The sequence below is a fragment of the Thalassotalea marina genome (genome assembly GCF_014656435.1).
Taxonomy (GTDB): Bacteria; Pseudomonadota; Gammaproteobacteria; order Enterobacterales; family Alteromonadaceae; genus Thalassotalea_C; species Thalassotalea_C marina.
The window spans coordinates 75,108-101,751 of record NZ_BNCK01000011.1 but is presented as its reverse complement, the minus strand read 5'-3'; the positions used below and the strand labels follow the sequence as shown (position 1 = coordinate 101,751).

21 protein-coding genes are annotated in these 26,644 nt (G+C 40.8%); 10 read left to right on the top strand and 11 right to left on the bottom strand.

The window, feature by feature from the left end; translation table 11 throughout:
* Positions 1-38: 38 nt before the first annotated feature.
* The 5 genes from IE199_RS19740 to IE199_RS19720 all read right to left on the bottom strand — a co-directional run bounded on the left by IE199_RS19740 (position 39) and on the right by IE199_RS19720 (position 7,296).
* Positions 39-1,379 (bottom strand): sensor histidine kinase, encoded by a 1,341-nt coding sequence (locus IE199_RS19740; RefSeq protein ID WP_189774149.1) that lies wholly within the window; start codon positions 1,377-1,379, stop codon positions 39-41.
* A 1-nt stretch (position 1,380) separates the two neighbouring features.
* Complete coding sequence (locus tag IE199_RS19735; protein WP_189774147.1) at positions 1,381-2,763, bottom strand: sigma-54-dependent transcriptional regulator; 1,383 nt, start codon at positions 2,761-2,763, stop codon at positions 1,381-1,383.
* Positions 2,764-2,853: 90 nt separating this feature from the next.
* Positions 2,854-5,277: an ABC transporter permease gene (locus tag IE199_RS19730; protein WP_189774145.1), complete on the bottom strand. Its 2,424-nt coding sequence runs from the start codon at positions 5,275-5,277 to the stop codon at positions 2,854-2,856.
* A gap of 2 nt (positions 5,278-5,279) precedes the next feature.
* Complete coding sequence (locus IE199_RS19725) at positions 5,280-6,002, bottom strand: ABC transporter ATP-binding protein (protein ID WP_189774144.1); 723 nt, start codon at positions 6,000-6,002, stop codon at positions 5,280-5,282.
* A 37-nt stretch (positions 6,003-6,039) separates the two neighbouring features.
* Positions 6,040-7,296: an efflux RND transporter periplasmic adaptor subunit gene (locus tag IE199_RS19720; protein WP_189774142.1), complete on the bottom strand. Its 1,257-nt coding sequence runs from the start codon at positions 7,294-7,296 to the stop codon at positions 6,040-6,042.
* A gap of 329 nt (positions 7,297-7,625) precedes the next feature.
* On the opposite strand from IE199_RS19720, the gene IE199_RS19715 reads away from it, so the two are divergent.
* Both IE199_RS19715 and IE199_RS19710 read left to right on the top strand, forming a co-directional pair.
* A complete protein-coding gene (locus IE199_RS19715; protein ID WP_189774140.1) occupies positions 7,626-9,470 on the top strand; it encodes an ATP-binding protein in 1,845 nt (614 codons plus the stop codon).
* Entirely contained in the window at positions 9,463-11,685 is a 2,223-nt protein-coding gene (locus IE199_RS19710) for a two-component system response regulator (protein ID WP_189774139.1), read from the top strand. The genes IE199_RS19715 and IE199_RS19710 overlap by 8 nt, the downstream gene beginning before the upstream one ends.
* 96 nt (positions 11,686-11,781) lie before the next feature.
* Here IE199_RS19710 and IE199_RS19705 read toward each other — a convergent pair whose 3' ends face one another.
* From IE199_RS19705 to IE199_RS19690, 4 genes are read right to left on the bottom strand one after another with little or no spacing between them, the layout of a single operon-like run.
* Positions 11,782-12,264 carry a peroxiredoxin family protein gene (locus IE199_RS19705; RefSeq protein WP_189774136.1) on the bottom strand — a complete coding sequence of 161 codons (483 nt, stop codon included), beginning with the start codon at positions 12,262-12,264 and terminating at the stop codon, positions 11,782-11,784.
* 14 nt (positions 12,265-12,278) lie between these two features.
* Entirely contained in the window at positions 12,279-12,749 is a 471-nt protein-coding gene (locus IE199_RS19700) for a peroxiredoxin family protein (protein ID WP_189774129.1), read from the bottom strand.
* Positions 12,749-13,249, bottom strand: a complete 501-nt coding sequence (locus tag IE199_RS19695; RefSeq protein ID WP_189774122.1) for a TlpA family protein disulfide reductase — start codon at positions 13,247-13,249, stop codon at positions 12,749-12,751. Before IE199_RS19695 ends, IE199_RS19700 begins: the two co-directional genes overlap by 1 nt.
* 53 nt (positions 13,250-13,302) lie before the next feature.
* On the bottom strand, positions 13,303-14,016 hold the full coding sequence (locus IE199_RS19690) for a cytochrome c biogenesis protein CcdA (RefSeq protein ID WP_189774121.1): 714 nt from the start codon (positions 14,014-14,016) through the stop codon (positions 13,303-13,305).
* Positions 14,017-14,185: 169 nt separating this feature from the next.
* Here IE199_RS19690 and IE199_RS19685 point away from each other — a divergent pair, with 169 nt between their 5' ends.
* Positions 14,186-16,627, top strand: coding sequence for a winged helix-turn-helix domain-containing protein (locus IE199_RS19685; RefSeq protein WP_189774119.1), 2,442 nt, complete (start codon positions 14,186-14,188; stop codon positions 16,625-16,627).
* Here IE199_RS19685 and IE199_RS19680 read toward each other — a convergent pair.
* Positions 16,624-17,808 carry an ROK family transcriptional regulator gene (locus IE199_RS19680; RefSeq protein ID WP_189774117.1) on the bottom strand — a complete coding sequence of 395 codons (1,185 nt, stop codon included), beginning with the start codon at positions 17,806-17,808 and terminating at the stop codon, positions 16,624-16,626. The genes IE199_RS19685 and IE199_RS19680 overlap by 4 nt on opposite strands.
* Positions 17,809-17,978: 170 nt before the next feature.
* Here IE199_RS19680 and IE199_RS19675 point away from each other — a divergent pair, with 170 nt between their 5' ends.
* The 5 genes from IE199_RS19675 to IE199_RS19655 all read left to right on the top strand — a co-directional run bounded on the left by IE199_RS19675 (position 17,979) and on the right by IE199_RS19655 (position 25,212).
* Positions 17,979-19,103 (top strand): substrate-binding domain-containing protein, encoded by a 1,125-nt coding sequence (locus tag IE199_RS19675; RefSeq protein ID WP_229854865.1) that lies wholly within the window; start codon positions 17,979-17,981, stop codon positions 19,101-19,103.
* A 14-nt stretch (positions 19,104-19,117) separates the two neighbouring features.
* Positions 19,118-20,086 (top strand): ABC transporter permease, encoded by a 969-nt coding sequence (locus IE199_RS19670; RefSeq protein WP_189774115.1) that lies wholly within the window; start codon positions 19,118-19,120, stop codon positions 20,084-20,086.
* Positions 20,079-20,855 (top strand): ATP-binding cassette domain-containing protein, encoded by a 777-nt coding sequence (locus IE199_RS19665; RefSeq protein WP_189774113.1) that lies wholly within the window; start codon positions 20,079-20,081, stop codon positions 20,853-20,855. Before IE199_RS19670 ends, IE199_RS19665 begins: the two co-directional genes overlap by 8 nt.
* 72 nt (positions 20,856-20,927) lie before the next feature.
* Positions 20,928-22,523 (top strand): glycoside hydrolase family 3 protein, encoded by a 1,596-nt coding sequence (locus IE199_RS19660; RefSeq protein ID WP_189774111.1) that lies wholly within the window; start codon positions 20,928-20,930, stop codon positions 22,521-22,523.
* A gap of 136 nt (positions 22,524-22,659) precedes the next feature.
* A complete protein-coding gene (locus tag IE199_RS19655) occupies positions 22,660-25,212 on the top strand; it encodes a TonB-dependent receptor (RefSeq protein ID WP_189774109.1) in 2,553 nt (850 codons plus the stop codon).
* A 69-nt stretch (positions 25,213-25,281) separates the two neighbouring features.
* On the opposite strand, the gene IE199_RS19650 is transcribed toward IE199_RS19655, so the two are convergent.
* On the bottom strand, positions 25,282-25,995 hold the full coding sequence (locus IE199_RS19650; RefSeq protein WP_189774107.1) for a lipoate--protein ligase family protein: 714 nt from the start codon (positions 25,993-25,995) through the stop codon (positions 25,282-25,284).
* Positions 25,996-26,012: 17 nt separating this feature from the next.
* On the opposite strand from IE199_RS19650, the gene IE199_RS19645 reads away from it, so the two are divergent.
* Together IE199_RS19645 and IE199_RS19640 are read left to right on the top strand one after the other, a co-directional pair.
* Positions 26,013-26,153 (top strand): hypothetical protein, encoded by a 141-nt coding sequence (locus IE199_RS19645; protein ID WP_189774105.1) that lies wholly within the window; start codon positions 26,013-26,015, stop codon positions 26,151-26,153.
* A 9-nt stretch (positions 26,154-26,162) separates the two neighbouring features.
* Complete coding sequence (locus tag IE199_RS19640) at positions 26,163-26,636, top strand: DUF4920 domain-containing protein (protein WP_229854863.1); 474 nt, start codon at positions 26,163-26,165, stop codon at positions 26,634-26,636.
* The last annotated feature ends 8 nt before the right edge of the window (positions 26,637-26,644 follow it).

The window sequence follows — 26,644 nt, the reverse complement described above, 5'->3', positions numbered from 1 at the left end:
TTTTATCTAATACCTGAACACAAACCAATTAGACGATGCTAATTGCCTTGGCCATTAAAAATAATGGTGGTACAAGCCCCTATTCCTTGAGGGTTGTTAGATAAGGTAATACTGGCATTGTGATTAAAGAGTATTTGCCGACATAGTGCTAAGCCAATGCCACTTCCCTGAGGTTTAGTGCTATAAAACGGTACAAACAAGTTATCTGGGTTACTGATGCCAATGCCTGTATCTTGAATTTGTAGCACGATATTTTGCTGCTCTACCTTGGCAGCTATCTGTAACGAAGGAACTGGCTGATTGAGCATTGCTTCTTGTGCGTTTTTAAAAATGTTAACTAAAACTTGTTCAAATTGCTTTTTGTCGACATGGATTGCCAAGCTTTCATCAATAGCCAAACTTACTCGCAAGTTTGGGTATAAAACTGCGGTATCCTCAATCATGGCTTTAAGGCAATGCATACTTTTTTGTGGCGGTGGTAGGTGGGTCAATTCACCATAGGAGTTAATAAAGCTACTTAGTGACGAGGCGCGCTCTGAAATAATACCTATACCAGCTTGCCACTGGCTACTATCCGTTATCTTATCTTCGTGTGCTAACTTTTTTTGCAGTTGCTGTGAAATGCCAATGATGGGCGTCAAAGAGTTATTCAATTCATGACTCAACACCCGCAATAATCCTTGCCAAGCTTTACGCTCTTTTTCCATTAATAAACGATTTGCATCGCGAATGATATAAAGCTGATGCTGCTTACCTTGATTTAAAAAACTATCCTTAAAGAGAAAATACTGCCCAGCTTGTCCCGCTTTGCCAAAATTTAAAATCTCATCAGAACACTCAGTCACTTGTTTACCTTTAACATCAGATGGTAAGTGAACTTGAGTTTGTTTAACGGCATCAAAGTTAAACACTTGTCTGGCATATTGATTACTCATGACCACATAACCCTGTTCATTAGTAATCAGCACCATTGCGTCCATTTGCTCTAACATACGCTCAAGTAACAAACGAGACTCTTTGGCCGCCATCTTTTGATTGAGCAATGTGTCAGCTAATTGATTGAGTAACATTGAAATATCGTTTAGCCCCTGGCTATCATTCAAGCGACTACGCATGTTGTAGTCACCTTGTATCATGGCTTCAATCAGATTAGATAAGGTGTTAATTTGATATTGTGTTTCTGCTCGTATCGCCACCACTAAATAACATAACCACAAAGAAAAAATAGCGGCGATAAAAGCAACTAAGTAGCCAGAAACCCCGACAAGCATCAACACTGTTAACAATAATAATAAAAGCGGAATGCTAAAACTTAATACCAGCCGTTGCTGCTTATCAAACATTGTACCTAGATAACTGAATCGCTTTGGCGAAGGCAAATTAGGTCTCCATACCATATTTAGTTAACCGGCGATAATAACCACTGCGACTTAGCCCAAGAGACTTGGCCGTTTCACTAGCATTACCTGAAAAGTGTTTTAGTCGATTAACCATAACAAGCTGCTCAACTTCCTCCATCGTTAATGAAGGATCATCAATAAAATTTACTATTTCGTTTGAAGGCTGTAGAGATAAGGTTGCAGCAGAAATTTTACCGTCTTTACATGTAAACATTAGCCGTTCCATCATATGGCTAAGCTCACGAATATTACCAGGCCAGCCATAACAACATAGTTGTTCTATTGCATCATTTGCTAGTTGTGGCGCTGGTCTGTGGTATTTCTGACTAAATTTCTCCAAAAAGTGTTGCGCCAATAACGGAATATCTTCAACCCGCTCAGACAAAGACGGCACTCTCAACTCAACGGTATTTAATCGGTAATAAAGATCTTGGCGAAAGCGATTTTCTTCGATGTCGGTTAACAAATTACTGTTAGTGGCAGAAATTATTCTAACGTTAGCCGTTTTAGGCTTGCTACTGCCGACCGCTTCATAACGCTTTTCTTCTAACACTCGCAGTAGTTTAGCCTGCTGAGCAAGTGGAATATTAGCCAGTTCATCTAAAAACAAGGTACCATTTTCCGCCATTTCAAATCGGCCAATCCGTGTATCTTTTGCGTCAGTAAAAGCGCCTTTAACATGACCAAACATTTCACTTTCAAACAGCGATTCAGGCACAGCCCCCATATTCACAGGTACAAAGGAGTGCTTTGCTCTGGCTGATACTTGATGCACGTAAGCTGCCAACATGCTTTTACCCGTGCCATTGTCTCCCGTTAGCAAAATACTCATATCACTTTTTGCTAATTGTTCCAGCGTAGCCAATAGCTCTAACATTTTTGCCGATTTTGCAATAATGCCCTGCCGTGATGCAGGGTGTTCGGCAGCTACAAGTAGTTTATTTTGTTGGCTTAATCGACCCACCTGCTTATTAGAATAAGAAAGGGCTAGCTGTGTGTTAACCGCGGCAATTAATCGCTCATTTGACCAAGGTTTCTGAATAAAGTCTTTTGCGCCAGCCTGCATAGCTTCGACAGCAATATCGATAGTTGCCCAGCCTGTCATCACAATGATAGGTAATTGCTCTTCAAGGTGTTTAATATGCTCTACCAGTTTGATACCTTCTGCGCCCGAGGTAGTATCTTGTTGAAAGTTCATATCCATCAATACACAATCAAAGTTGGTATTCCCTATTTTAGCCAACGCCGCCTCTGGCGTTGTTACACTGGTCACCTCGAAGCCTTCATCAGCCAAGATAAACTGTAAACTTGCCACAATGTTGATATCGTCATCGACAACGAGTAGGTGTTTTTTAGTCGTCATTTATTTCTATAACTTCTTAGCCCCGACTTTGCCCAGCATTATGCTGGGCAGCAATCAAAAAATTTTATGATATACCAATTAAAATAAATATTACTCATAACGAAGCGCAACACTTGGCTCCATTTGTATTGCTCTTTTAGTTGGCATAAAAATAGCAATCATCACTATGATACTTAAACCAAGTGCGACACTGATGGCCAAAACATAATATGACATCACCGGAAAGAGTTGTTCGGTAAACTGGTGAAAGCCCATGGCCATAAGGGCAAAACAAAGCAAAGCTAATCCTAAGCCAATCACTAACTGTTTTCCACCTTGCTTTAAAAACATCAACGTAATGCTTAAGTCGGTGGCGCCAATAGCTCGACGAATGCCAACTTCATGTGTACGTTGCGCTACCGCATTTGCGGTTAACCCATATATACCAACCAATGCGAGTAACAAGGCAAAGAAACCGGTAATAAATGTTATATTTGACAGCAGAGCCATAGACTCACGCATCTTGTTGCGATTTTGCTCCGCAGGTTGCACTTGATAAGTAAGTTCAATACTTCGGTCGGTGTTAAACATGGCACGATAAAAAACTTCATCGGCATTTTCCGTACCTGGTAATACACGATAGAAGAAGACTTGATAACTGGCGATAAACTGTTGGCCAGAAATATAGATTTCGTCAGCCGCGTCAATTTTGCCAAACATGGTGCTTGGGTTCATGCGGTTAGAGACTACCCCAACCACTGACATCTTATGTTTTTCTTCCCCTAACTCTAAGGTAAATGACTTATCAATAGCTGATTCATTAGGCCAATAACGCTTCGCCATAGATTCACTGATCAAGGCAACTTTTCGAGTTTGCTGAGTATCTCTGACATTAAAATTTCGACCGATAGTCAAATTAACGCCTACCGTGGCTAAAGGCCCAATGGTTTGAATAACATCTGCGGTTGGAACTTCTGTGTCACGCAAGTACTCTTTATTATCCAAATAAAGTTTTCTAGTACCCGCCCAGTTATTTGTCACCACATCAACAACACTAGGGTGTTGTTTAACTTGCTGAATCAACTCTTGTGTTAGGTTCAATTGTTGCTTTTCGCTAGGGTATTTATCGGTTGGTATTTGAAAACGCGCCGACATAACATGAGAATAATCGTCGCCTAACTCGATATTAATAAAGCTGTGAGCAATATAGGCAGAGATTGAACCAATTAACATTAAAATGGCCACCAAAAACACTTGTGTGGTAACTAGTAATCTCGATAAACGACCTGCTTTTTTACTTTGCGCTCCGCGAGTACCATCACGTAACGTGGTATTAATATCTTGGTTAGCACTACGCCAGGCAGGTAAAAAAGAGGACAACAAAATGGTGACTAAGGTGAACACCACCGCCATGCCTAATGTGGCACCGTCCATTCCATAACGCCACCAGAATGAACCACCACTTGGGATCCATGATTGCAAAGCCATATTGGTGTAATCAAGCGCTGCTGCGACCAATAACACTGACAAAAAACCGCCCAGTAGTGCAATTAAAACACCTTCCCACATAAGTTGGCTCACTAATCGCACTGAATTGGCACCCAACGCAGAACGAATGGCCGTTTCTTTTTGTTTATCTAAGGTTCTTGCCAGCAACAAATTTCCGACATTGATACAGGCAAGAAGTAAAATCATTAAAGCCACAGCATTTAAAAAACTAAAAACAATTGAGCCTTCGCCGCCTGTTTGTGCCATTTGAAAGGTCATTAACTTAACCTGCAGATCAGAGGGCTCTATTTGATACAACTTAACGTTCTCTTGATGAATTTGACGCAGGACTTGCGTCATTTCTTGCTCTGCTTGTGTTATTGTTACGCCGCTTTTGACACGCGCATATGAACGATGCCAAGCACTGTTGTTACCCTCTGGTTTTAAAACATCATCTGACAGCGTAGTCCAAAGTCTGGCGGTATTTGGAAATCTATATTCTGCTGGCATTACACCAACAATCTCCGTTACAACACCATCTAAAATTATGGTTGAGCCGATAATTTCATTATTGCCTCGGTAGTCGCTTTGCCATATCTCTTCGCTGATCAATGCAACAGGATTGGCTCCAACAACAGTATCTTCAGCATTAATTGTTCTACCTAAGATTGGCTCAACGCCCGCAAACTTAAAAAAACCTTCACGAACACGAGCACTGCTATAACTTTTGCCTGAGTCTTCAATACTCACTCGTGTTGTTGATTCTTGATATATGCCAAACTCAGCTAAGGTATTTAACTCATCTTTCATTTGAGTAAAATCATTCGCCGTTAACATATCGAAGTTGCCATTTTTGAGTATGGTAACGGCTTTAATGCTGTCGCCATTAGGCAGAGACAATGGTTTGTATACCGTTGAATATAAAAACGAAAAGGTAAATAAGCTGATAGATAGGCCGCCAATTAGTACAAATAAGGTCATAGCGGTGAAACGAGGCGATTTAAATAGTTGCCGAATCGCATATTTAATATCTAAGAACATCAACATCACTATACTCCCACAGCTTTTGGTGTGAAGTTAGATTCTGTATTTTTAACATCACCAACTAATTGCCCATCAAACATTTCTAAGCTGCGCTGCGCCCTTTTTGCTGACTTGGGATCATGCGTCACCATGCATATTGTTGCACCGTCTTGGTGTAATTGATCAAACAAGCTCATCACTGCCTCGGCATTTTTTGAATCTAAGTTACCAGTAGGTTCGTCAGCAAGAATAATGTCAGGTGTATTAACTAGCGCCCTAGCGACCGCAACACGTTGTTGTTGGCCACCAGAGAGTTGAGACGGGTAGTGATTAGCTCGGTGACTCATTTCAACTTTTGCTAACACTTCGGCAACCTTGTCTTTGATGTAACTTGATGTCACACCAGATTGATAGGTTAACGGTAACATAACATTTTCTGAAACGGTCAGGTCAGATATCAAATTAAACGACTGAAATACAAAGCCAATTTTTTTACAACGAATTGCTGCTCGTTCATTTCTTGATAAGGTTGAAACATCTTGTCCAGCTAACCAATATTGACCTTTGGTTGGAGAGTCAAGCAAACCCAATAGCGACAAAAGGGTTGATTTTCCGCAGCCTGATTGGCCGGTTAATGACAAATATTCCCCTTGGCTAATGGTTAAGCTGACCTGCTGCAGAGCCCGAGTTTCAATGTCTTCAGTTAGAAAGCTCTTGCTGATATTTTCTAGTGTAATTAGTGCGCTCATGTAGAAATTCCTTGTTTTATTAATTTGGGGCTAGGCTTTAGTTAATCATGATGGTTTGGTGATCTTGCCAATCACTGGTATCAGAAATGATAATTTCATCCCCGACTTGCAAACCCGATTCAATTTGTATTTTGTTCACAGAGCTCTGCCCTAATTTAACCAGTGTTTTACGTGCAAAGCCGCCCTGTTCAACCAACTTATAAAGACCCGTTGTTGTATTACGTGGCGCAAACATTGGCCTTTTTACATAAAGAGTTTGTTCGATATTACTAATTTCAATTAATGCATCAACGGTCAATTCAGGGCGAGCATCCACGGGTAGTTCATCGGTTAATTGCACATCTACCTGCACCATACCGCCGGTTACCGCTGGATCAATCCTTGAAACTTTGCCAATAATTTCACTATTTCGTGTATCGATAACCACCAATTGCCCTAAGACAATATCTTGAATTCTGACCTCTGGTACTTGAAGCTCAGCAAATAGTTTTTGTTGATCTGCAATTAATGCAACGCTATCGCCTACTTGTGCACGTTCCCCTAATTCCAATGACACTTGTTGAACTACGCCTGTTTGTTGTGCTCGAATGGCCAAGGCATCAACTTGCTCTTGCATGCGCTGTAAGTTGTTTTCAATAAGGTTAATTCTTGCTTGTTGTGCCGTTTGTGTCGCCGCCAATTTAGCTTTCATTTTTTTGGTTTTTTGTTGTTGTGCCTGCCAAAACTGCAACTGCTGATCAACCGCCAGCTGACTTCTTTTGTAATCTAACTGCGATACTGTGGCATTGCCTTGTGCGATCAGCTGGGTTTCAGCATCCAATTTTAGTTTCGCTGCCTGATAGTCATATTCTGCAGCGATCACAACATTTTCCAGATCGAGTAATTGTGATTCCATACTGACCAAAGCCGCATGGTTATCTGCTTTGTTAGCGGCAAGCTCCCATTGCACTTTTTCGCGCTCTCGCAATAACTCAGGGTTTGATAGCTGAACCAACAATTGTCCCTGTTCAACTTGCGCGCCTGGTTTGACTAGTACTTGCTCAACACGACCAGCAACTTGTGATGCAACCCAGCGAATTTCCGCTGGTTTAAGTAAGCCAGAAGCTCGTACATTAACTTGAAATGTTCCCTGTTCAACTTTTGCTGTAACCAGTTTTTCTCGTTCTACAAAGTATGATGCATCACTAAATACGTCACGATAGCTCCAAACTAACCACAACACAGCAATGATGGGAAACAGATACCAGTAATTTAGCAAAATGGGCTTGTGTACTACCTCTCTTTTTATGTCCATATTGACCTCAATGTTTACAACACTACAAGGTCATAGTCCAAGATTAATGCCAACAAGAAAATAAAACCTAGACAACTGTTTTAAAACAACTTTTGCAAAATCACAACGTGAACAACTTAGAAAATGTGTGTCGATTTCGCGACACTTTATTTTCCATTTCGTATCAAATTCGGCACACAGGTGCTCTTCATGGGTATTAAGGTATTTTTAACTACTTTTGCCAAATAAAGTCATCAAATAGATAAGAACTTTTGATTTATTGAAGAAGTTACACTATAAAAAACATATGTAGTACATTGAGTTTTGCGGTAAAAGGATTCCTTCCCAAGATGTTAAAAGGAGTTTACGACAGGCTATTAAACGCTGAGCGCATCAAGCTGCCTATTTTATTCACCTTTATTTTAATTCTCGCCATCACGTTTTTTGTCACCATATACTCCACTACTCATTTTGCAAACGTCGTATTAAAAGACAATATTGAACGACAATTTCAAGAAGTAACCAGCTTTTACCAAAAAGAAATAGCTTCACAAAAGGCGGTACAAGCTTTAATTAATTTTTCCTTAAGTGAAAACGAGCGTATCAAGGCGTTATTAGCTGGCGAGCGTAAAACCTTTGAAGAAGTTCATTCGATCTATCGATACCTCAATGACCATCAAAACGTAACACATTTTTATCTTGTATCTGCGCAACGAAAAGTCCTTTACCGCGCACATCAGCCAGAGCGTTTTGGTGATATCGTCAACCGCCATACTATGCTTGCCAGTGAACAAAGCATGCAAACGGTATCAGGATTAGAATTTGGTGTATTAGGCACCTTTACTTTACGTACTGTTAGTCCAATTTTCGACCGCGGAACATTACTTGGATATATTGAAGTGGGTATGGAAATTGGTCATGTATTGAGGCAAATAGAGAATCAATTTCAAGTTAATATCTTTGAACTATTTGAGCAGTCACTGGTACCTGAAGAGAACAGCAACCAAGTGTATCAAATGACAGGTCGAAAAAATGAATTGAACTTGCTGCCCAATTATTCAATTAATTATGATGCGAGTATCACCTTAGATCAGCATAAAGTGGAGCAAATTCACAGAGCCATTGAAGGTGAGGTTGATTTAGAAAAGGGCTTAGCAGCCTCAACCACCATAATTGCTAATTTTAATGGCGATCATATCGGCTACCAAGTGGTTCTGATGAACATCGAAAACCTTATCAGTGAACATAATAAACAAATCAAAATTATATCTGCCATTTACGCCACAACGCTGGTTATCGGCATCGCCATATTTGCTTTCATCTTATCTGTGGCAGAGAACACGGTTAAACGATTTATCAAACAAAAACGTCAAGATAATGAGCTTATTTCCAAAAATATGCAGGAGTTACAAGCCGCTCAGCAACAACTGGTAGAAAAGGAAAAGCTTGCCTCCTTGGGCAATGTTGTTGCGGGTGTTGCACATGAAGTGAACACACCTATCGGTGTGGCCGTTACGGTTGCGACAACCATTGAATCCCATATTTCTCGTTTTATCGAAGATATCAAGTCAGGGAAACTTAAACGCTCTGCTTTGGGAGATTTTGAAGATAACTGCCAAGAATGTTTACATGTATTGGTACCAGCATTAGAAAAAGCTTCTACTTTGATTAACAGCTTTAAACAAGTGGCAGTAGACCAAACCAGTGAAGCACGTCGCCTATTTTTATTACACGAGGTCGTTGATGAAGTTATTATCACGCTCAAACATAAAGTTAAAAATCGAGCTATTGATATTGAAGTCAATATCGCCAATGATATAGAACTGGACAGTTATCCTGGCCCACTTGGTCAAGTTATTACTAATTTGTTTAATAATGCGGTAAACCACGCTTTTGATGTGGTTGATGCAGGTAAAATTACCATTAGGGCTTGCCAAGATGAAGCTACAGTCAGCATTACTGTTTCTGATAATGGACAAGGCATTGCACCTGAAAACCTGTCGAAGATCTTTGACCCTTTCTACACTACAAAGCTAGGTCAAGGAGGCTCAGGTCTAGGGCTTAATATTGTCTATAATACTGTTGTAGGCGCATTGGCTGGAAAAATACAAGTTGCCAGCAAACTGAATGAGGGTACCACTTTCACTTTAACCCTCCCGCTTTCACTGCCAAAGGATTCTAAGAATAATGAGTGATGAATTAATAACATTTGCCGAAGAAGAGACAGAAAAAAGCCCAAAGAACAATAATAACCCACCATGGATCATTGGCATTATTGATGATGAACCTTCAGTTCATGAAGTCACGATTTTGGCATTAAAAAACGTCACTATTTATGGTCGAGAACTTAAGTTTGTTAGTGCATATTCGGAAAAAGAAGGGTTTGAATTAATTAAACAATACCCTGAAATGGCCGTGGTACTGTTAGATGTTGTCATGGAAACGGATGATGCAGGGTTGCAACTGGTAGAAAAAATTCGTCAACAGTTAAATAACTCAAGTTTGCAAATTATTTTACGTACCGGGCAGCCTGGATACGCCCCAGAAGAAGACATTATTATTCGTTATGACATTAATGCTTATAAAACAAAAGGGGAATTAACACGTAGCCGATTGTTTACCTCTGTCGCCACTAGCATTCGAAGCTATCAACACTTGACCGCATTAGAAAAAAGTAGAACGGGTTTAAGAAAAGTGATTCAGGCATCGGCATCACTGATGCAAGAACGTTCTGTTTACGAGTTTTCAAGTGGTGTATTAGAACAAATTGACGCCCTATTCGACCTTACCACACAAAGCATGTTTTGTGTTTCTCAACGACCACACCATGGGCCATTTGCCATCAAGTCTGAGGACAATGGTTATTATATTGTTGCTGCCAATGAAAAATTTCAGCCTTTTTTTGGTAAAAATATCGCAGCCGTTGCTGACGAATTGCCCATGGCAACACAAATAATGCAAGCAATTGAACAACAAAAACACGTTTACCTTGATAATTTTAGCTTTCTTTATTTATCTACTCCAGCGGGATGGCAGGGTGTGATCGTTGCTGAAAATGCCGCAACCTTGCGCCAAGCCGATCAAGAAATTCTGCAAATTTTCTGCATGAATGTCGCCTTAGGTTTAGAAAGTGCTAAATACTTTGCTCACTTAAACAAGGCCGCTTTTCATGATGAATTAACAGGCCTTTATAATCGCGCAGGTTTATTAGATGTTGCACAACGTTATTTGTACGAACATGCCCAAGAATGTAGCTTGTTTATTTTAGATATTGATTATTTCCACCATGTTGTCACCTCAATGGGATATGAGTTTGGTGATGCCATCTTGAAAAAAACAGCAGAGAATATTAAACAGATCTTTGGTGAAAAATCGGTTGTTGCCAGATTACATTCTGACGTATTTGCCGTGTTAACCTACAAAAACCACCTCAGTGCCAATGATGTTGCGCTGCGCTGCTCTCGGCCAATATTAGTTGAGAGTCAATCAATTCGCATGGGAATGACTGTAGGACATTGCAACCTTCCCTATGAAGGCAATACAGCAGTAAATGCAGAATCCGCCTTAAGAAAGGCGGAACTAGCGTTAAATGTTGCCAAGGAGAAAAAGCGAGGTGCAGGGGAAACCTTTGATGCATCATACGAACTTGAATCGAAAAAGAGTATGACCTTACTCAATGAACTGCGGGTTGGTTTAGATAACAAAGAGTTGTTTTTGCAGCTGCAACCTAAAGTTGCAACCGACACCAGTGAAGTGGTTGGCTTTGAAGGATTAATACGCTGGCGCACTAAAGAAGGTAAGCTGATCCCACCGGGTGCATTTATTCCGGTTGTTGAAAAGTCAGGCATGAACTACGGTTTTGATTTATATGTTGCCGAACAGCTTTGCCAAGTGTTAATCAACAACCCCAGTATTACAGTACCAGTGTCATTTAATATTTCAGCCAATTCGCTCAATCACGAAACCTTCATCTATGATTTAAAGCAAATATTCTCTTCACATCAGATTGATTTTTCACGAGTTGAAATTGAAGTCACTGAAAATGCGTTAATAAATTCAGACAACGCATTGGCGAGATTGGCTGAATTGAAGAAATTTGGTTTTAGTATCTGCCTCGATGACTTTGGCGCGGGCTTTTCATCACTAAGTTATTTGTTAAGGCTGCCAATTAATATCATCAAAATTGACAGGGCTTTTGTCGCCGACATAACCACTAATCCTAGCTCTTATACGCTGATTGAAGGCATAGTGTCGATCATGAAAAACTTGAACAAGTCGATTGTTGTAGAAGGTGTAGAAACGCAAGAGCAACTCAATATGTTAACCAGCTTAAATATTGAAACGATTCAAGGGTTTTACTTTTATAAACCCATGGACGTGAGCGACGCTATCACCTTGTTAAAACGATAAAGTTTCTACCAGTATCAAGTTACCCATCAATAACTTGGTATTGGTTTTTTATTTTGGGAGCACCAGTTGGTTGCTCCCTTTAAATTTTAAAAGATTTTAAAGTGACTTTACCGCCTTGTTTAAATCTTGGCCAAACTCTTCAGTGCGATAATAAATTTGTCCTTGCTGATCAACAATAATTAGATAAGGGTTACCAAACACCTGATAATCAGTAAAAATTTTATTATCGGTATCCCAAATAGTAGGTACATTAAATTTAAATCGTTCTACGTAGCCACGTACATGTTGTTCGTCTACATAATACCCTTTAACAATTTGCAACCACTGCGCTTTATCCTGATAGCGACTCACTAAATCATTAAAGACAGCAATTTTTTGTTCACATTGTGGTAAATGCCTAAACGGGCACAAACTATCTGAAAATAAAATCACGGTAGGCTTTGTTAAATTTTTTACACTTAGCTTCAACTCTCCGTGTGATAAGGTATTTGCGTGAATATTGGCTGCAATATTCTTTTCTAGAGCGGCGACATTAGCGCCCCAAAAAACACAGCATAACGCAATAATCATCTTCTTCATTTTTCATATTCTCCTTATTTACGAAGTGTTTTTATAAACTGTGTTATTTCATTAACTGACATCAGCGCGCCAGATAGCTGTTTACCCTCACTATCAAACACAATAAAACTTGGATGTTGCCAAGCTTTAAGTTGACGAGAAATCACATTGTTTTCATCAAAAAATACCCCGAAGGTGACTTGATGTTGTTGCGCCGCGTTAGCAACAATGTCAGCCGTGCTATTCATCGCTGGTGCAATACCATAAAAGGTAAAGTCGTCGTTAAAATCTGCATATAGCGTGTTGGCTTGCGCTAAACCATAGCCAGTGTATGGTTCAAAAAATACCAATATCACAGGTTTAGTCCCTGCTGATGCCGCAATATGATGTGTTGCGCCAAACACATCTTGTTTAAATTCTATACGTTCAAATATTTTATCGTTTGCCAACACATTAAATTGCAAACAGAGCAATACCAACGTAGCGATTAGAGAAATTGTTTTCATTAGTTGCTCCCCTTAACCAATTCGGCAAGTTTACGTTTGAGCGCATCAGTGATTAATGCCGAGCGATGAATTACCTGTCCGTTTTTATCAATTAGCACGTGTAACGGCGTGCCTTTTACATTGAAATGCCCAACAGTGTCGCCAAATTCGTCAAACACTAAAGGTACTTGAAAGCCATGGCGAGAAAAGTACTTGTTTGCTCTGGCGACTGAATCATTCATACCGACATTGACCGCGACAAAGTCCATCTTGTCTTGGTATGTTTGAAAACTCTGTTCAAAATGCGGCATTTCTTCTGTGCAGTAGGAGCACCAAGTTGCCCAAAATTTTAGATAAATTGGTTTTTTCAATTGTTGAGTTTTAAAGTTTAACGTTTGACCCTTTACCGTTGTGACAGAAAAGTCACTGACATTTTTACCAACATCGGCAGCTAAAACTGGCACACTGGTCAAGGCTGCATATATACACAACGCGTGTAACAATCGATATTTTTTCTTCATACATTTTCCTATTAATAAAGTTTAAAAACATAAAATACTGAGTAGATAGAGCTTTAAAACAACAACTTACCCGCTTCAACCAAGAAATATTGTCCGGTGAAAAACATCAGCAGACCAAAGCCCCATTGAGAAACATTTAACCACCAACCTGAACGTGGTAATCGAGAAAGCCATTGAGATGAATACGCTAGTAGTAGCAGCAAAAAGCCCATGCCATAAGCAAACGCCGTCATTAATAGACTGCCGTAAACAGGGCTACCTGATGTTGCAACATGCATTAACAACATAGCTAATACAGGAGCGGTGCATGGCGCCGCGACTAAACCAGATGCTGCTCCCATGACAAATAAGCGAATATAAGGGTGTTTAACCTTGTCTGGCCAACGCTGCCCGACACTAAAATGAGGCATTTTCAGCCAACCAAGCATCCAAAAAGCAAAGATAAAACACAGGTTAGCCATGAAGATGTAACCAAAAGGATGTGTTGATACTTGGCCAAACATTTTGCCACTAAGAGCGGCAAAAACGCCCAAACCTGCATAAACAATGGCAAGGCCTGCGACGTAAAAAAATGGTCCAAAGGATGTTTGTTTACTTTGATTATTTCTTTGGTGTCCAAACACACCTACCGTAATAGGTATCATTGGATACACACAAGGTGTAAAGCTAGTCATTACTCCAGCAAGAAAAACCATAATGATGGTCCAAATCGACCAAGTGTCATGGGCCAAATATGTAGCTATATTGTTATCAAGCAACTCAAACATTAAGTTTTACCCTTGTTGTAAATACAGGGAAAACTTTAATAAATGCAAAGATATAAGTTATGAAATTTAGCTAAAATTTAGATAAAATTTTCACTGAGCGCATGAAATTAAGCTCAAATAACGATAATATTTTCATGTTTATACATTTAAGAAACCTTAGCTTCCATTAATGACACTTTATAAATTTAGTCACTTTCAATTTAACACCGAGACACGCGAATTTATCAGTCCCGATAGTCAGCAATATCTGCGTAAAAAAGTCGCCGATGTGTTGCAGTATTTATTGGAAAATCGATTACAAGTGATCAGCAAGGAACAATTATTAGAAGCTAATTGGGCACAAGCAGAGTACCGAGAAAACTCGCTGATCCAGAGTATTCGAGAAATAAGAAAGTTACTTGGAGAATCAGCACAATCTCCTCGCTTTATTCGCACAGTGCACATGAAAGGCTATGAATGGATTTTTCAAGATGTTGAAATAATTGCCAAGCCAGAGATTGAAAAACCAAACATCTCTTCTACTTCAGCAATAGATGAATACCAAGAGCAACAGCAAGAAATAGAGCCAGTATTAGACGAAAAAAGAAAAAATGTATTCTCAACGATGCAGCGACTTAGTGTCGTACTGATGCTGTTTATCGCTGTATTGGCCGCGTTTTTTCTACAGCCAAACCAGTCAGCAAACAATGAATTAGCGATTAAACAAACAACTCAATCAAGTGTGTTGGTACTCCCTTTTGACAATAATACAGGAGATGATTCGCTCGATTGGCTAGAGCTAGGTTATTCCGACATGTTTACTAATGGCCTTGCGGCTAAAATTAATAGCCAAGTTATCCCACCTTATGTCGTGCAGGGCGTGTTAGCTCAACAAAACATGCAGCAGATACACAATGATAGCCAACAAATCATTGCATTGCTCGACAGTTTAAATGCCCAATACGCTCTAGTAGCATCAGTGAGTAAAGACCAGAAACTGTTGCGATTTAATTATCGCATTTATGACAAAAAAGAGATTATTGCCACAGGAAGTGTACCTTTTCCTGAACTCCCCTCTTCCATTAGTGATTTAGTGTCAAAAGTAGCGACTAACTTTAATCAGTCAAAAGTCGGTAATGACGAGACCAACATCGTTTTTCACAGTGATATCGCTCAGCGTGATTATGCTCAGGCACTGCAAGCCTTAACGGGTAAAGGGCCACTGCTGGCTAAAAACTACTTAAACGCTGCCCTTATCAACGAGCCTGATAACGCGTTTATCCACTTAAAAATGGCAGAAGTCGACTATTTATTAGGACATTGGCAGGCAGCAACCACAAGTTTTAGTCAACTTCTACAACCGCCCCATGCTAAAACTGATGTGCGATTAGGCGCTCATCTAGGGTTGGCAAAAATTTATTTGCACCAAATTGACTTAATCAAAGCCAAACAACACATAGAACAAGCAATCACTATTGCCAAAAAATATCATCGAAACTACTTGTTGGCTGATGCTTACCGCCTAAAAGCGCAAAGTCACTATACTAATGACCAATTTGCACAGCGTCATATGTTACTTAATAAAGCTGATGCCATCTCACGGCCATACAAAAGCTTATCAAACGAAGCCGAAGCTTTGTATTATTTAGGCAGCCCCACCAATGTGGGACCAGAAACAGATCCTTTTGCAGATCTAGCTGAAAACCAGAATACGTTGTCAAAAGCGTTAGACTATTACTACGTGTTAGATAACAAACTCGGTATCGCCAACACGCTGCATGCTATCGGTCAAAACTACCTTTATGATGTTGAAAAGCGCTATGACGCTTTAACAAAAGCTATTGCTATGTATCAAGAGATGGGCGTTGTTAAACCCCAAATTGACGCTTTGCAATATTTGGGGTTTTTCTTTATTCAATATCACTATGGTCAATTAGCGATAGCGCCGATAGAAACTTCATTACAATTAGCCCAACAACTGAACGATAAGGTTGGCAGAGAACGAGGACAGTTTCTTTTAGGTTTTGCTCAATTAGATCATGGAATCAATCGAGGTTTGCAAAAACGTTTAATTGCCTTGCAGCAAGCAGAGTTAACCTTTAAACACCTGCTAAATAACGACAACTTCTACAACCCGATAACCAATGCCGATACGCTTTTTATGTTGGGCTGGGCTCTGTCTGAACAGGGAAAACATCAAGAAGCGATTGAGCAATTAGAAGCCTCAATGAGCATCTATAACACTTTAGGGCGAGAAATGTCGGTGGTGTTTGCACAATATTCTCTCATGGAGGAGAACAGCCGATTGGCTCAATGGCAACAAGTGTTAGCACTTTCAAATAGTGAGCTAAAAAGTTATTTACATGGCCTGTATCAAGCTAGAGCTTTATTTGAAACGAAGCAGTTAGATTTAGCCATTGCTACGTATCAGCAAACTAAAATCCGTTTTGGCCAACAATGGACACCTGAAGACGAGGCGAAATTAAATCACGCCTTGGTTAGTCAAGATAAAGGATTTACCCCAATGCCTTTTAAGATCAAAAGTTCACACTTAACCTATTGTGAGGATATGTGGAACATTGAAAGTATAGAGGTGTTAGAGCAATTGATTAAAAGTCACTCAAGTAACTAACCATATAAAAGCTGCTGCACGGGGCTTTTCAGCTGCAATGGATTAAACAAAATCGTTTTCATGTTTTCATCACTAAGCGCAGCATGAATAGGTAATGTGGCAACACCTTTAAGCGATACCACTCCAACATTAGGGGTTTTGATTAAACGCATAACATCACGTTGCCCATATTGAGCTATCGACGGTATGTAAGGACGCAATTGAGTAATTAACTTGTCCAATAACCAATCGTCTAAATCGCCCCCTAAAATAATGGTTTGGCAATTAAGCAGTGACTCTAGCGTGTGAATAGCAATACGTAACGGCTCTGCGGCTCGCTCGACCCAGCGCTCTGCTGTGGGCAGTTCTTCCTGACATAACTCTCGTAATTGCCAATTGCTAATATCAGTTTGAGCTAAATATTGTTTTAAACTGTTTAAGGAGGCAAAATCATTGAGTCGGCCTAGTTCACCAGTTGCTTGATCCGTTTCAGGCGTGACAAAACAGTCGCCAATCGCGCCGGTTAAGCCGTTTTGCCCCAACATAATTTTTCTATCAAACACCACTGCAGATTCAACAACATCACCAATATGAACATAAATAAAGCTGTGCAATTGTTTTGCTTCGCCATACAACATATGAAACGCGGCACAAGCTGCGGCAGTGGTTTCAAGTGCAACGGGCAATTGTAGTTGTTCACTTAACGCTTGTTGTAACGCCTTGGCAGACTGGTGATCTTGCAAATTTTGAGCGTCTGCTTGGCTAACACTTAGTGCTGCAGATAATATCTGCTCGTGACCAATACCTGCCTGCACAAGCAATTCATCCAAGCAGCGCTTGGCAACAACGATAACATCTTCATGCCCTAGTAATTTTTTTAGCGAGAAGATTTGCTCACCCGTTAATGTATAAATACCCGCATTCAATTCGTTTGGCATAACACGAAATGCAACGCTAAAGGCCGTGTCAGCTTTTAAACTTAGCATTTTTGACGGCTTACCTACTGAGCCTTCTTTTTTAATGCCTACTTCTTCAATTAACTCAACCGCTAATAATTCTTCAACTAAATTGGTAATGGTTTGTTTGGTTAATAACGTGCGACGAGAAATTTCTACTCGGGAAATTGGGGCACAAGTGACAATTTCTGACAAAACGAGTCGTAAGTTTATTGCTTTATTTTGCTTTGAATTAGAGCCTTTCACTATACAGCTTTCCTCGATTTAGCGTCATTTAACTTGCACTTTAAGTATTTTCATTACATTTTCACCACTTTTCCCTAACAAAAGCCTGTTCAAAAAAAGTGCAAAAACATTAAGTCAAAATGATTGACATATTATTTTTCAACTCTAATATGTTACTCAATTAATAAAAAATGACCAGCATTAGAATTGGTATTCAAGGAGATTATCCTATGGGGCTATTGCCACAACATGGTAATAGGTTATCAAAGTTTTGTTTTGTTAACTTATTGATCTTGTTCATTTCAACCATGTCATTTGCAAGTGTTGCGAGCTCAGTTCAAGCGCTAGACGGCGCTGTGCCTTCATCAACCGTCGCGCTGAGCGCCGAGCAGGTTGAAAAAATTAAAGGTAAAAAACTCACCGCAGCACTGGTGTGGCATGGCTCTAGTCCATGGGTAAATGCTGTATCTTCAGGGGCAAAAGAAGCATTTAACAAGTTAGGTGTAGAGGTTGTTGCAGTTACAGATGCACAATTAGATCCTGCTAAACAAGTAGCCGACATTGAAAATGTCAGTGCGCTTAAGCCAGACTTTATCCTGTCGCTTGCCATCGATGGTGTCAGTGCAAAATCTAGCTATCAAAAACTCGTTGATCAGGGCAGCAAGCTAGTATTGCTTAGCAACCCGATTCCCGACTTTGTTCAGGGTAAAGATTACGTCGGCATAGTCACTGACGACATGTTTGGTATGGGAAAAGCTGCGGCAGACTTAATGGCACAAGCGACAAAAGAGCAAGGTGATATTGCCGTTATTTATCACGATGCTAGCTATTTTATCACCAACAACCGTGACCGTGCCTTTCGTCAGCATTTATCCAATTACCCGAATATTCGCATTGCTGCTGAAAAAGGCTTTGTGAATGAACACGAAACGTCGAACATTGCGGCAGCTATATTACTACAACACCCGAATTTAAAAGCTATCTATGTCTCTTGGGATACGCCAGCCGAAGGTGTTATTGAAGCACTAAGAGCACAAGGTAGACGCGATATTAAGGTGATCAGCCATGATCTAGGTGTCAGTAACTTGGTTGATATGGCACTCAATGGCAACATGTATGGCGTAGTTTCTGACCGCCCATTTACCATAGGTGAAACCATGGCAAAATTGGCTGCACTGTCAATTCTAGGTCATCAAGCGGCCCCCTACACCTTAGTGCCATATGACAAAGTCACACAACCAAATATTAAAACGATTTGGCAGCAAGCTTTTAACCAGCCATTGCCTAATTCGTTATCACGCGCTTTAGCACATTAATCAAGGAGTCTGTTGTGTTAACTGCCCATTCAGAACGTTTTAATTTCAAACGCTTAGCGTTAAAACGCGAAGCTTTTATCTACTACATATTTTTTGTGGTACTGGCCTTATTTGCCATTGTTTTACATGATACGGCCTTTCTTAGTGTCAATAATTTCATGAACATTATTAGGCAAACAGCGCCGATTACTATTATGGCTGTTGGTTTAACCTTTGCCCTTGCCGTAGGACACATTGATTTATCTATAGGTGCAGTGGTTGCGCTTTCAGCATTGGTTGGCGCACTCCTATTAGAGCAATTTGGTATTCCAGTAGCGGTTGCTGGGGCACTTTTGGTGGGCGTATGTGTTGGATTAATTAACGGTTTGTTGATTGAGCGTCTGCAAGTGTCGTCACTTCTGATCACTTTGGGCACCATGGGCGTGATTACAGGTGTAGCCCGCCAAATTTCTAACTTGGAATCTGTGCCTATTATCAACCCCGACTTTACCTTTTACTTTGGTGCTGGAGAAGTTTTTGGCATACCTGTGTTGTTCTTGTGGACCATTGTTATTGCGGGCATTGCATACTTAGCCTTGAATAAGCTGGTATTTGGCCGCCACTTACTTGCGGTTGGTGGTAGCCCAAAAGCGGCACTGGCTATGGGGATTAACGTAGTGAGAGTAAGGTTAAATGCACTGGTGATTTCTTCAGTTGCTGCGGCTTTAGCTGGGCTTTTATATGCCGGTCGCTTACATGGCGCACGCTATACCTTAGGTGAAGCTGATCTGCTCACCGTCATTGCAGCAGTTGCCATTGGTGGTACTAGCTTATTTGGTGGCCGTGCCAGTATTGTTGGCGCAATTTTAGGCTCTTGGCTTATGGGTATGATCAACAATGGCTTAATTTTATCTGGCTTTTCCACCAACGAACAAATGATTGCCCGTGGCGTAATTTTAATTATCGCCGTCACCATTGGTGTTAAGGAGCTTAAAAATGGTTAGAACTGCTTTAGACCAAGTTGCACTGGAAGTTAAACATATCAGTAAATCTTTTGGTGGCGTGCAAGCGCTGCGCGATGTTTCCTTTACCATTAATAAAGGCGAAGTAGTTGGTTTGTTGGGCGATAACGGTGCCGGTAAATCGACGTTAGTGCGTTGTATTTCTGGTATTCATGCGCCTGACTCGGGGCAAATATTAGTTAATGGTCAAGAGGTGAACATTAACTCACCTTTAGATGCCCGTGCTAGTGGTATTGAAACCGTGTTTCAAGATTTGGCCATGGTGCCGGAATTTAATATCACTGAAAATCTATTTTTAAACCGAGAAATTCGTCATAAAAACCCAATTTTGGCGTGGTTTGGCTGGTTAGACACCAAAGCCATGGAGCACAGAGGCCGTAAGGCGATCAATCGTCTAAATAGCCGTATTCCTAGCTACAAAGAAAAAATTCACAACCTTTCTGGTGGTCAAAGGCAAGCCGTTGCTATTGCCAGAGCCGTTAACTGGGGAGCAGATATCGTTATTATGGACGAGCCAACAGCAGCACTGGGTGTAGAACAAAGTGCTCAAGTAAATGAACTTATCAATGTCATTAGTGGCCAAGGTGTTGCTGTGTTATTGATTAGTCACAACATGCAACATGTGGTTGAAACTTGTGATCGCGCTGTTGTGCTCTACCAAGGTACTTCTGCAGCCGATGTCGCGGTAAAAGATGTCTCAAAAGAGCAGCTCGTTGGTTTAATTACTGGCGTAAATCAAAGCGCCGCCTAACAGCAATTTACCATAAATTGAAAACTTGCGACTGGCCAAGGTGGCGAAGTCGTGCCCAAAAAAAGGTGAAACATGGATATAAACACTAAAGTAAGCGCATTAATTGATAGTCTTTCGCTCAAAGAGAAAGTTGGCCAGTTGTTTATTTTGGCGTTTGCTGGAGAAGACAAAGACTATGCTGTGTCCTTGGTACGTGATCATCACATTGGTGGCTTTTACATTACCGATGATAACGCTAGCTCAAGTAATGATGCCTTAGCCTTGTCGCAATTATTGCAACAACAAGCAAGCCTTCGGGCATGTGATGCACCGCTGATTCTGGCGGTTGACCAAGAAGGAGCATGGGGTATTTTGACCCATGAAACCGACCTCGGCCCGGGTAATTTGGCATTAGGCATTGCAAATGATACTTCGCTGACTCAATCCATGTACCAAGTGTTTGCTGAGCAAATGCAACGTCTTGGCTACAATACCTTGCTTTCGCCATGTGCGGATGTAAATGCCAACCCCGATAACCCAATTATCGGTCAACGCTCTTTTGGTGAACAGCCTGAGCAAGTAGGAAATCACGTCGCCGCCGCGGTAAGAGGAGTTCTAACAACATCAAACATGAGTTGTGCAAAACACTTCCCTGGTCATGGAGATACGGCAACCGACAGCCATCAGGCGTTACCTATTGTTGATAAATCACTTGCTCAACTAAAGCAGCAAGATTTAGCACCTTTTCAATCGGCTATCGATGCAGGTGTTAACTTGATTATGACCAGTCATATCTGTTACCCGCAGCTTGATGAACAATATCCAGCGACGCTATCTCGAAAAATATTAACCAGCTTGCTTAAACAACAAATGGGCTTTGATGGCTTAATTATTACCGACAGCATGAACATGTGGGCAATGCGCAAAAACTATCACCCAGTAGCTGCGGCAGTGCAAGCCTTGAAGGCAGGCGCTCATTTAATTATGTTAAGCGAAGAGCATTACGAAAATAGCCAAACGCCATACAAGCAAATACAGCAAGACACCTTAGCCGGGGTTATATTGGCAGTAGAAACAGGCGACTTGGATGAAGCCATCATAGACGAAGCTTTAAACAAAGTATTATGTACACGGTACTTAAAACTTGCTGCGCCATTCAAACCAACACAGCTTAGTAAAAACACTTGTCAGCAAATCGCCCAACAAGCGAGTGAACAGAGTATAAAAATATTGAGAAATGCCAACAACTGGTTACCGCTTCAAGAGCAAGCGTTTTACCTTACCTTTGCAGCAAATCCTAAAGGCTATGAATCCTTAGTAAACGACAGAGGCATAGGACCTAACGACCCAGTTCCTGCGCGTGATGCGATACTCAAAGCTCTAAACGTAAAACAGGCAAACTATACACATGTGCCATTTGAACAATTTAATCGTCAACACAGTGCACTAAGCGATGACAAGCCGATTGTTATCGTTACTGAAGATTACCCGCTGCCGGGGGAAAGTTTTGATCTAATCGAGCAACAGCAACGAGTGCTTGAGCTATTAAATCTGCTTGGCAATAGACTAATCGTCGCGGCGTGTCGTTCAGACTATGAATTAGCCCATTATTCACAACTTAGCACTTATATTTGCAGTTATTCCAGCCGCACAATCAGCGCAAAAAGCCTTATAAACCAGTTAATTTAAAAAAAGATTAATAAATAAACAAATTAATGATTGACATTTAGTCAAATTGATTGATTAATAATTAGTATAATTGTTTTACTAATAAAAACAGTAAAAAAATAACAATACAACAGGTAACGACAAGGAACATAACAAGATGAAAAAGCCAATCGCCAGTTATCTTGCTCTTGCTATATCTGCGGCACTATTTGGCCCAGTAGCACAAGCTAACGATCAACAAAATGCTTCGAATAAAGTAGAAGTCATTGAAGTCACCGGTATTCGCGGCAGTTTAAAACAAGCGTTAAACAATAAGCGTTTTAGTGACGCCGTTGTTGATTCAATTTCAGCTGAAGATATTGGTAAATTCCCTGACAAAAATATCGGTGATGCTCTACAGCGTATCCCAGGCATTACCGTATCACGCGACTTTTCTGAGGTTGACGGCGTTACCATTCGAGGTACGGCTCCTCAACACAGTTTGGTGTTACTCAATGGCCAAAATGTTGCTTCTGTTGGCTGGTTTGACTTAGCACCGTTTAACCGAAGCTTTAACTTTGAAATGCTATCGGCTGAACAAGTGGCTGGTATGGACGTATACAAGTCTGTCGAATCAAACGTTAATGAAGGTGCCATCGGTGGTACCATTAACCTAAAAACTCGTCGTCCACTAGACTTAGATGCCAACACCGTATTTGCGTCAACTGAAGGCGCATACAGTAAGTCAGACGGTGACTGGTCAGCAAATGGTTCGGGTTTATACAGCTGGAAAAACGACAATGACAATTTTGGTATTCTAGCTGCCTATTCAGTTGAAAATATAAATGTTTACCGTGAGACTTTACGTTCGTTTGGTGCCCCAGGCCCTCTTAACAATCCTGATTCTGCCGGCAATATACCAACAGCGCCGGGTGCTATGGCATCAATTTTATTTGACGAAGAAAGAAAGCGTGAAAGTACCCAAGTCACCTTGCAATATCAGGCCTCTGATCGCTTGAACTTGGTATTGGACTACAATGATTTCAGTCTGAAAAACGAGCATTTAAACACTGCAATGTTCGCCGTTCCTCAACTATTTTCTGAATATGACGCATCAACTGCAGTAGTCAACGATAAAGGCGTAACCACACGAGTCACAACCGTACCTTTTGGTGGTGAACAACCTTTGGTGCCATTGTTTAACAACAGTATTGTTCGTGCACCTCACATGCAAATGGATGTGCTTAACCTTACCGCAGAATACGAACAAGATGATTGGACACTTAGTGCAGTTATAGGCCAGTCGACGGCAAAATCTAGAGGTCTGCAATCAAGTACTTGGTGGGGGAACTTAGAAAACAGTGAAAAAACTGGTTTTACTTTTGATATTTCAGGACCTCATGAGCTTGATTTAACACATCCAGACTATGCCATGGACCATGATCAAATGATGATCCATAACGAGTTTAGCTTTGTGAACAACATTCGTGATAACGAAATTAACTATGCTCAGTTAGACTTTCAACATAACCTAGATTACGGCATTTTTACCTCACTTCAAGTAGGTGTAAAAATTCAAGATCAAGAGTTTTCAGCACGTATTGATCGCTACGATGATGGCTTGATCCAAAAGGCAATGGCTGATGGATTACGCCTTTCGGATTACAACGGTGGGCATGTATCTGGTTTACATGGCAAAGAAGGACGTGCAGGCACCTTAAGTGCTTTTGCCTTGATGAATAATGATATATGGGATTATGCCCATGCTAACAAATCAGCAACACGGGCAACTGAAGCCTTTAGTATTGAGGAAGATATTACCTCTGCTTATGTGAAAGCTAACTTTAGCGGCGAAGGCTTTCGAGGTAATTTAGGGGTTAGATTTGTCGACACAGATGTTGCATCAACCGGTGAAATTGACGGTCAACCTGCTACAGGTAAAAAGTCTTATAGCAATATTTTACCTAGCTTAAATATTGTCGCCGACCTTAGCCAAGACGTGTTATTGCGCTTTGCTGCCGGTTCAAGTGTCGCGCGTCCAGACTACGATCAAATGAAAATGTCGGCAAGTTTAGTGCCTACGATGGAAACCGCAACCATAGGTAATCCAGATATCGAACCTTATAAATCGGATCAATACGATTTAGGGCTAGAGTGGTATTTTGATCCGTCGTCATTACTTGGTGTGACGCTATTTCAAAAGAACATAAGCGACTACATTTATACAACAGCTGCACGAGAATCGCTTGATGGCTGTTCACAATCTTGTTTGGTTACTCGTTTTAGAAACGTTGGTACAGCAGATGTTTCTGGTGTTGAATTTCAATATCAACAAGACTTTGGTAATGGCTTTGGCGCGCAGTTTAACTACACCTACACAGATAGTTCCGTGGTGAATCCTGCGGGTGAAAAGCAGCGACTAGATAGAGTTTCACGCAACTCCTTTAATATTGCCGCCTATTATGAAGATGACACCTTTAGCGCGCGATTAGCCTATAACGCACGTGATGAGTGGTTAAGCTTTGAAAGCAGCGCCCTAGCCACTAATAAACCATACCATCAATTAGATGCCTCGTTTGTTTGGCATGTAACAGACTATTTAGATGTTAGTGTTGAAGGGGTTAATATCTTAAATGAAGCGAGAATTACCACTTTGCCTGAGTTCGATGTATATCACAGTATTGACGAATACGGCGCTCGCTACTTTGTAGGCGCTAGTGTTAAGTTTTAGTAGGTAAACCAAAGAGGCTAGACTCCCTTACCCTAGCCTCTTTTTCCATCACGCTATTTATACAACTCACTATTTATACAACTCACTATCAATAAAGGCTTGAGTGATCCCTTGAAATAAATTATCGATACTAGGTTTTTCATCGATATGATCAAACAAACAAGTATGCACCTTGGCTTTTACTCTTTCTTCGTTACCACTGAGCGCATAACACGTATTCACCGGTTTAACCAGTTCATTTAAATCGTCATCAATCAATATACAGGCTTGAGCCAGTACCACTTTATCACCTCCTGACTTTAACAATACCCGTTGCGCCGTGCCGACAATTTTTTGCTGATTAATATTGATGTTGTAATCCCCGTCACAATAAGAATACGGCGTAGCATGCACCTGTGTTGATAAACCGTATGATGCAAAAAAACCACACAACACCTGACATAAATTTTCATAGGCGACAGGGATAGAATATGGCGTTTCCTTGGGCCAAACATACATATGAGACAGGTTGATCACGCCCTTTGTTTGTGGCACAGGGGCGCCACCTGTTCGGCGAGAAATCACCTTCCAACCGTTGTTTACTAACTCGCTACGCAACTCATCTGTGTCTGGCCACTTACTGCTCGCTGGCAATACTAAGGTAGGCGTATCGGTTTGCCACAACATTAAACATTGATCTAATTGGCCTGACTGCAACTGTTTTAGTAGTAAGGTTTCTTTTTCAAAGACATGTTCGACAGACGTCTGTTTTAGCCGAACGATGCGATTGCGTTGTTTATTCATAGCAGAGGTAATGGCAAATGTTTGGCGCTCAATGTAGCAGAAATGAGGAAAACGCCCAACGCAATTTATCGGCTAATGGCTTAAAGTCAAAGATAAAATACCTTGCACTTGACGACAATATTTCACAAGATAACCAACAGCCCAAGCGCTCACAATAAGGATATCTGATGTTTCAAAAAAAATTACTGTTAACATTAATTAGTACCTCGGCTTTTATGTTTTCAAACCTTAGTTTTGCTGATTCTGTTTTTGGAAGTGGCGCCGATAAATCAAAACTAACCGCAATATCTACTATTTTATCTACACCAGAAAACTATTTGGATCAATCGGTTACCGTTCAGGGCACTATAGTCAAAGTTTGCAAAAAGCGTGGCTGTTGGATGGAGTTGGCCTCAGATAAACAGTACAAAACATTGCGCATTAAAGTGCGTGACGGTGACATGGTATTCCCCATGACAACTATGGGCAAAACCGCCTATGCAACAGGCCCTCTGACGGCTATTCCATTGGATTTAGAGCAAACCAAGCGTTATTTGGCTTATCAAGCTGAAGAGCAAAATGAAACCTTTGATGAAAATAGCGTTACCCAAGCCATCACGGTTTATCAACTTAACCCTGTTGGCGTAACCATCGCTGACTAATATCTAGG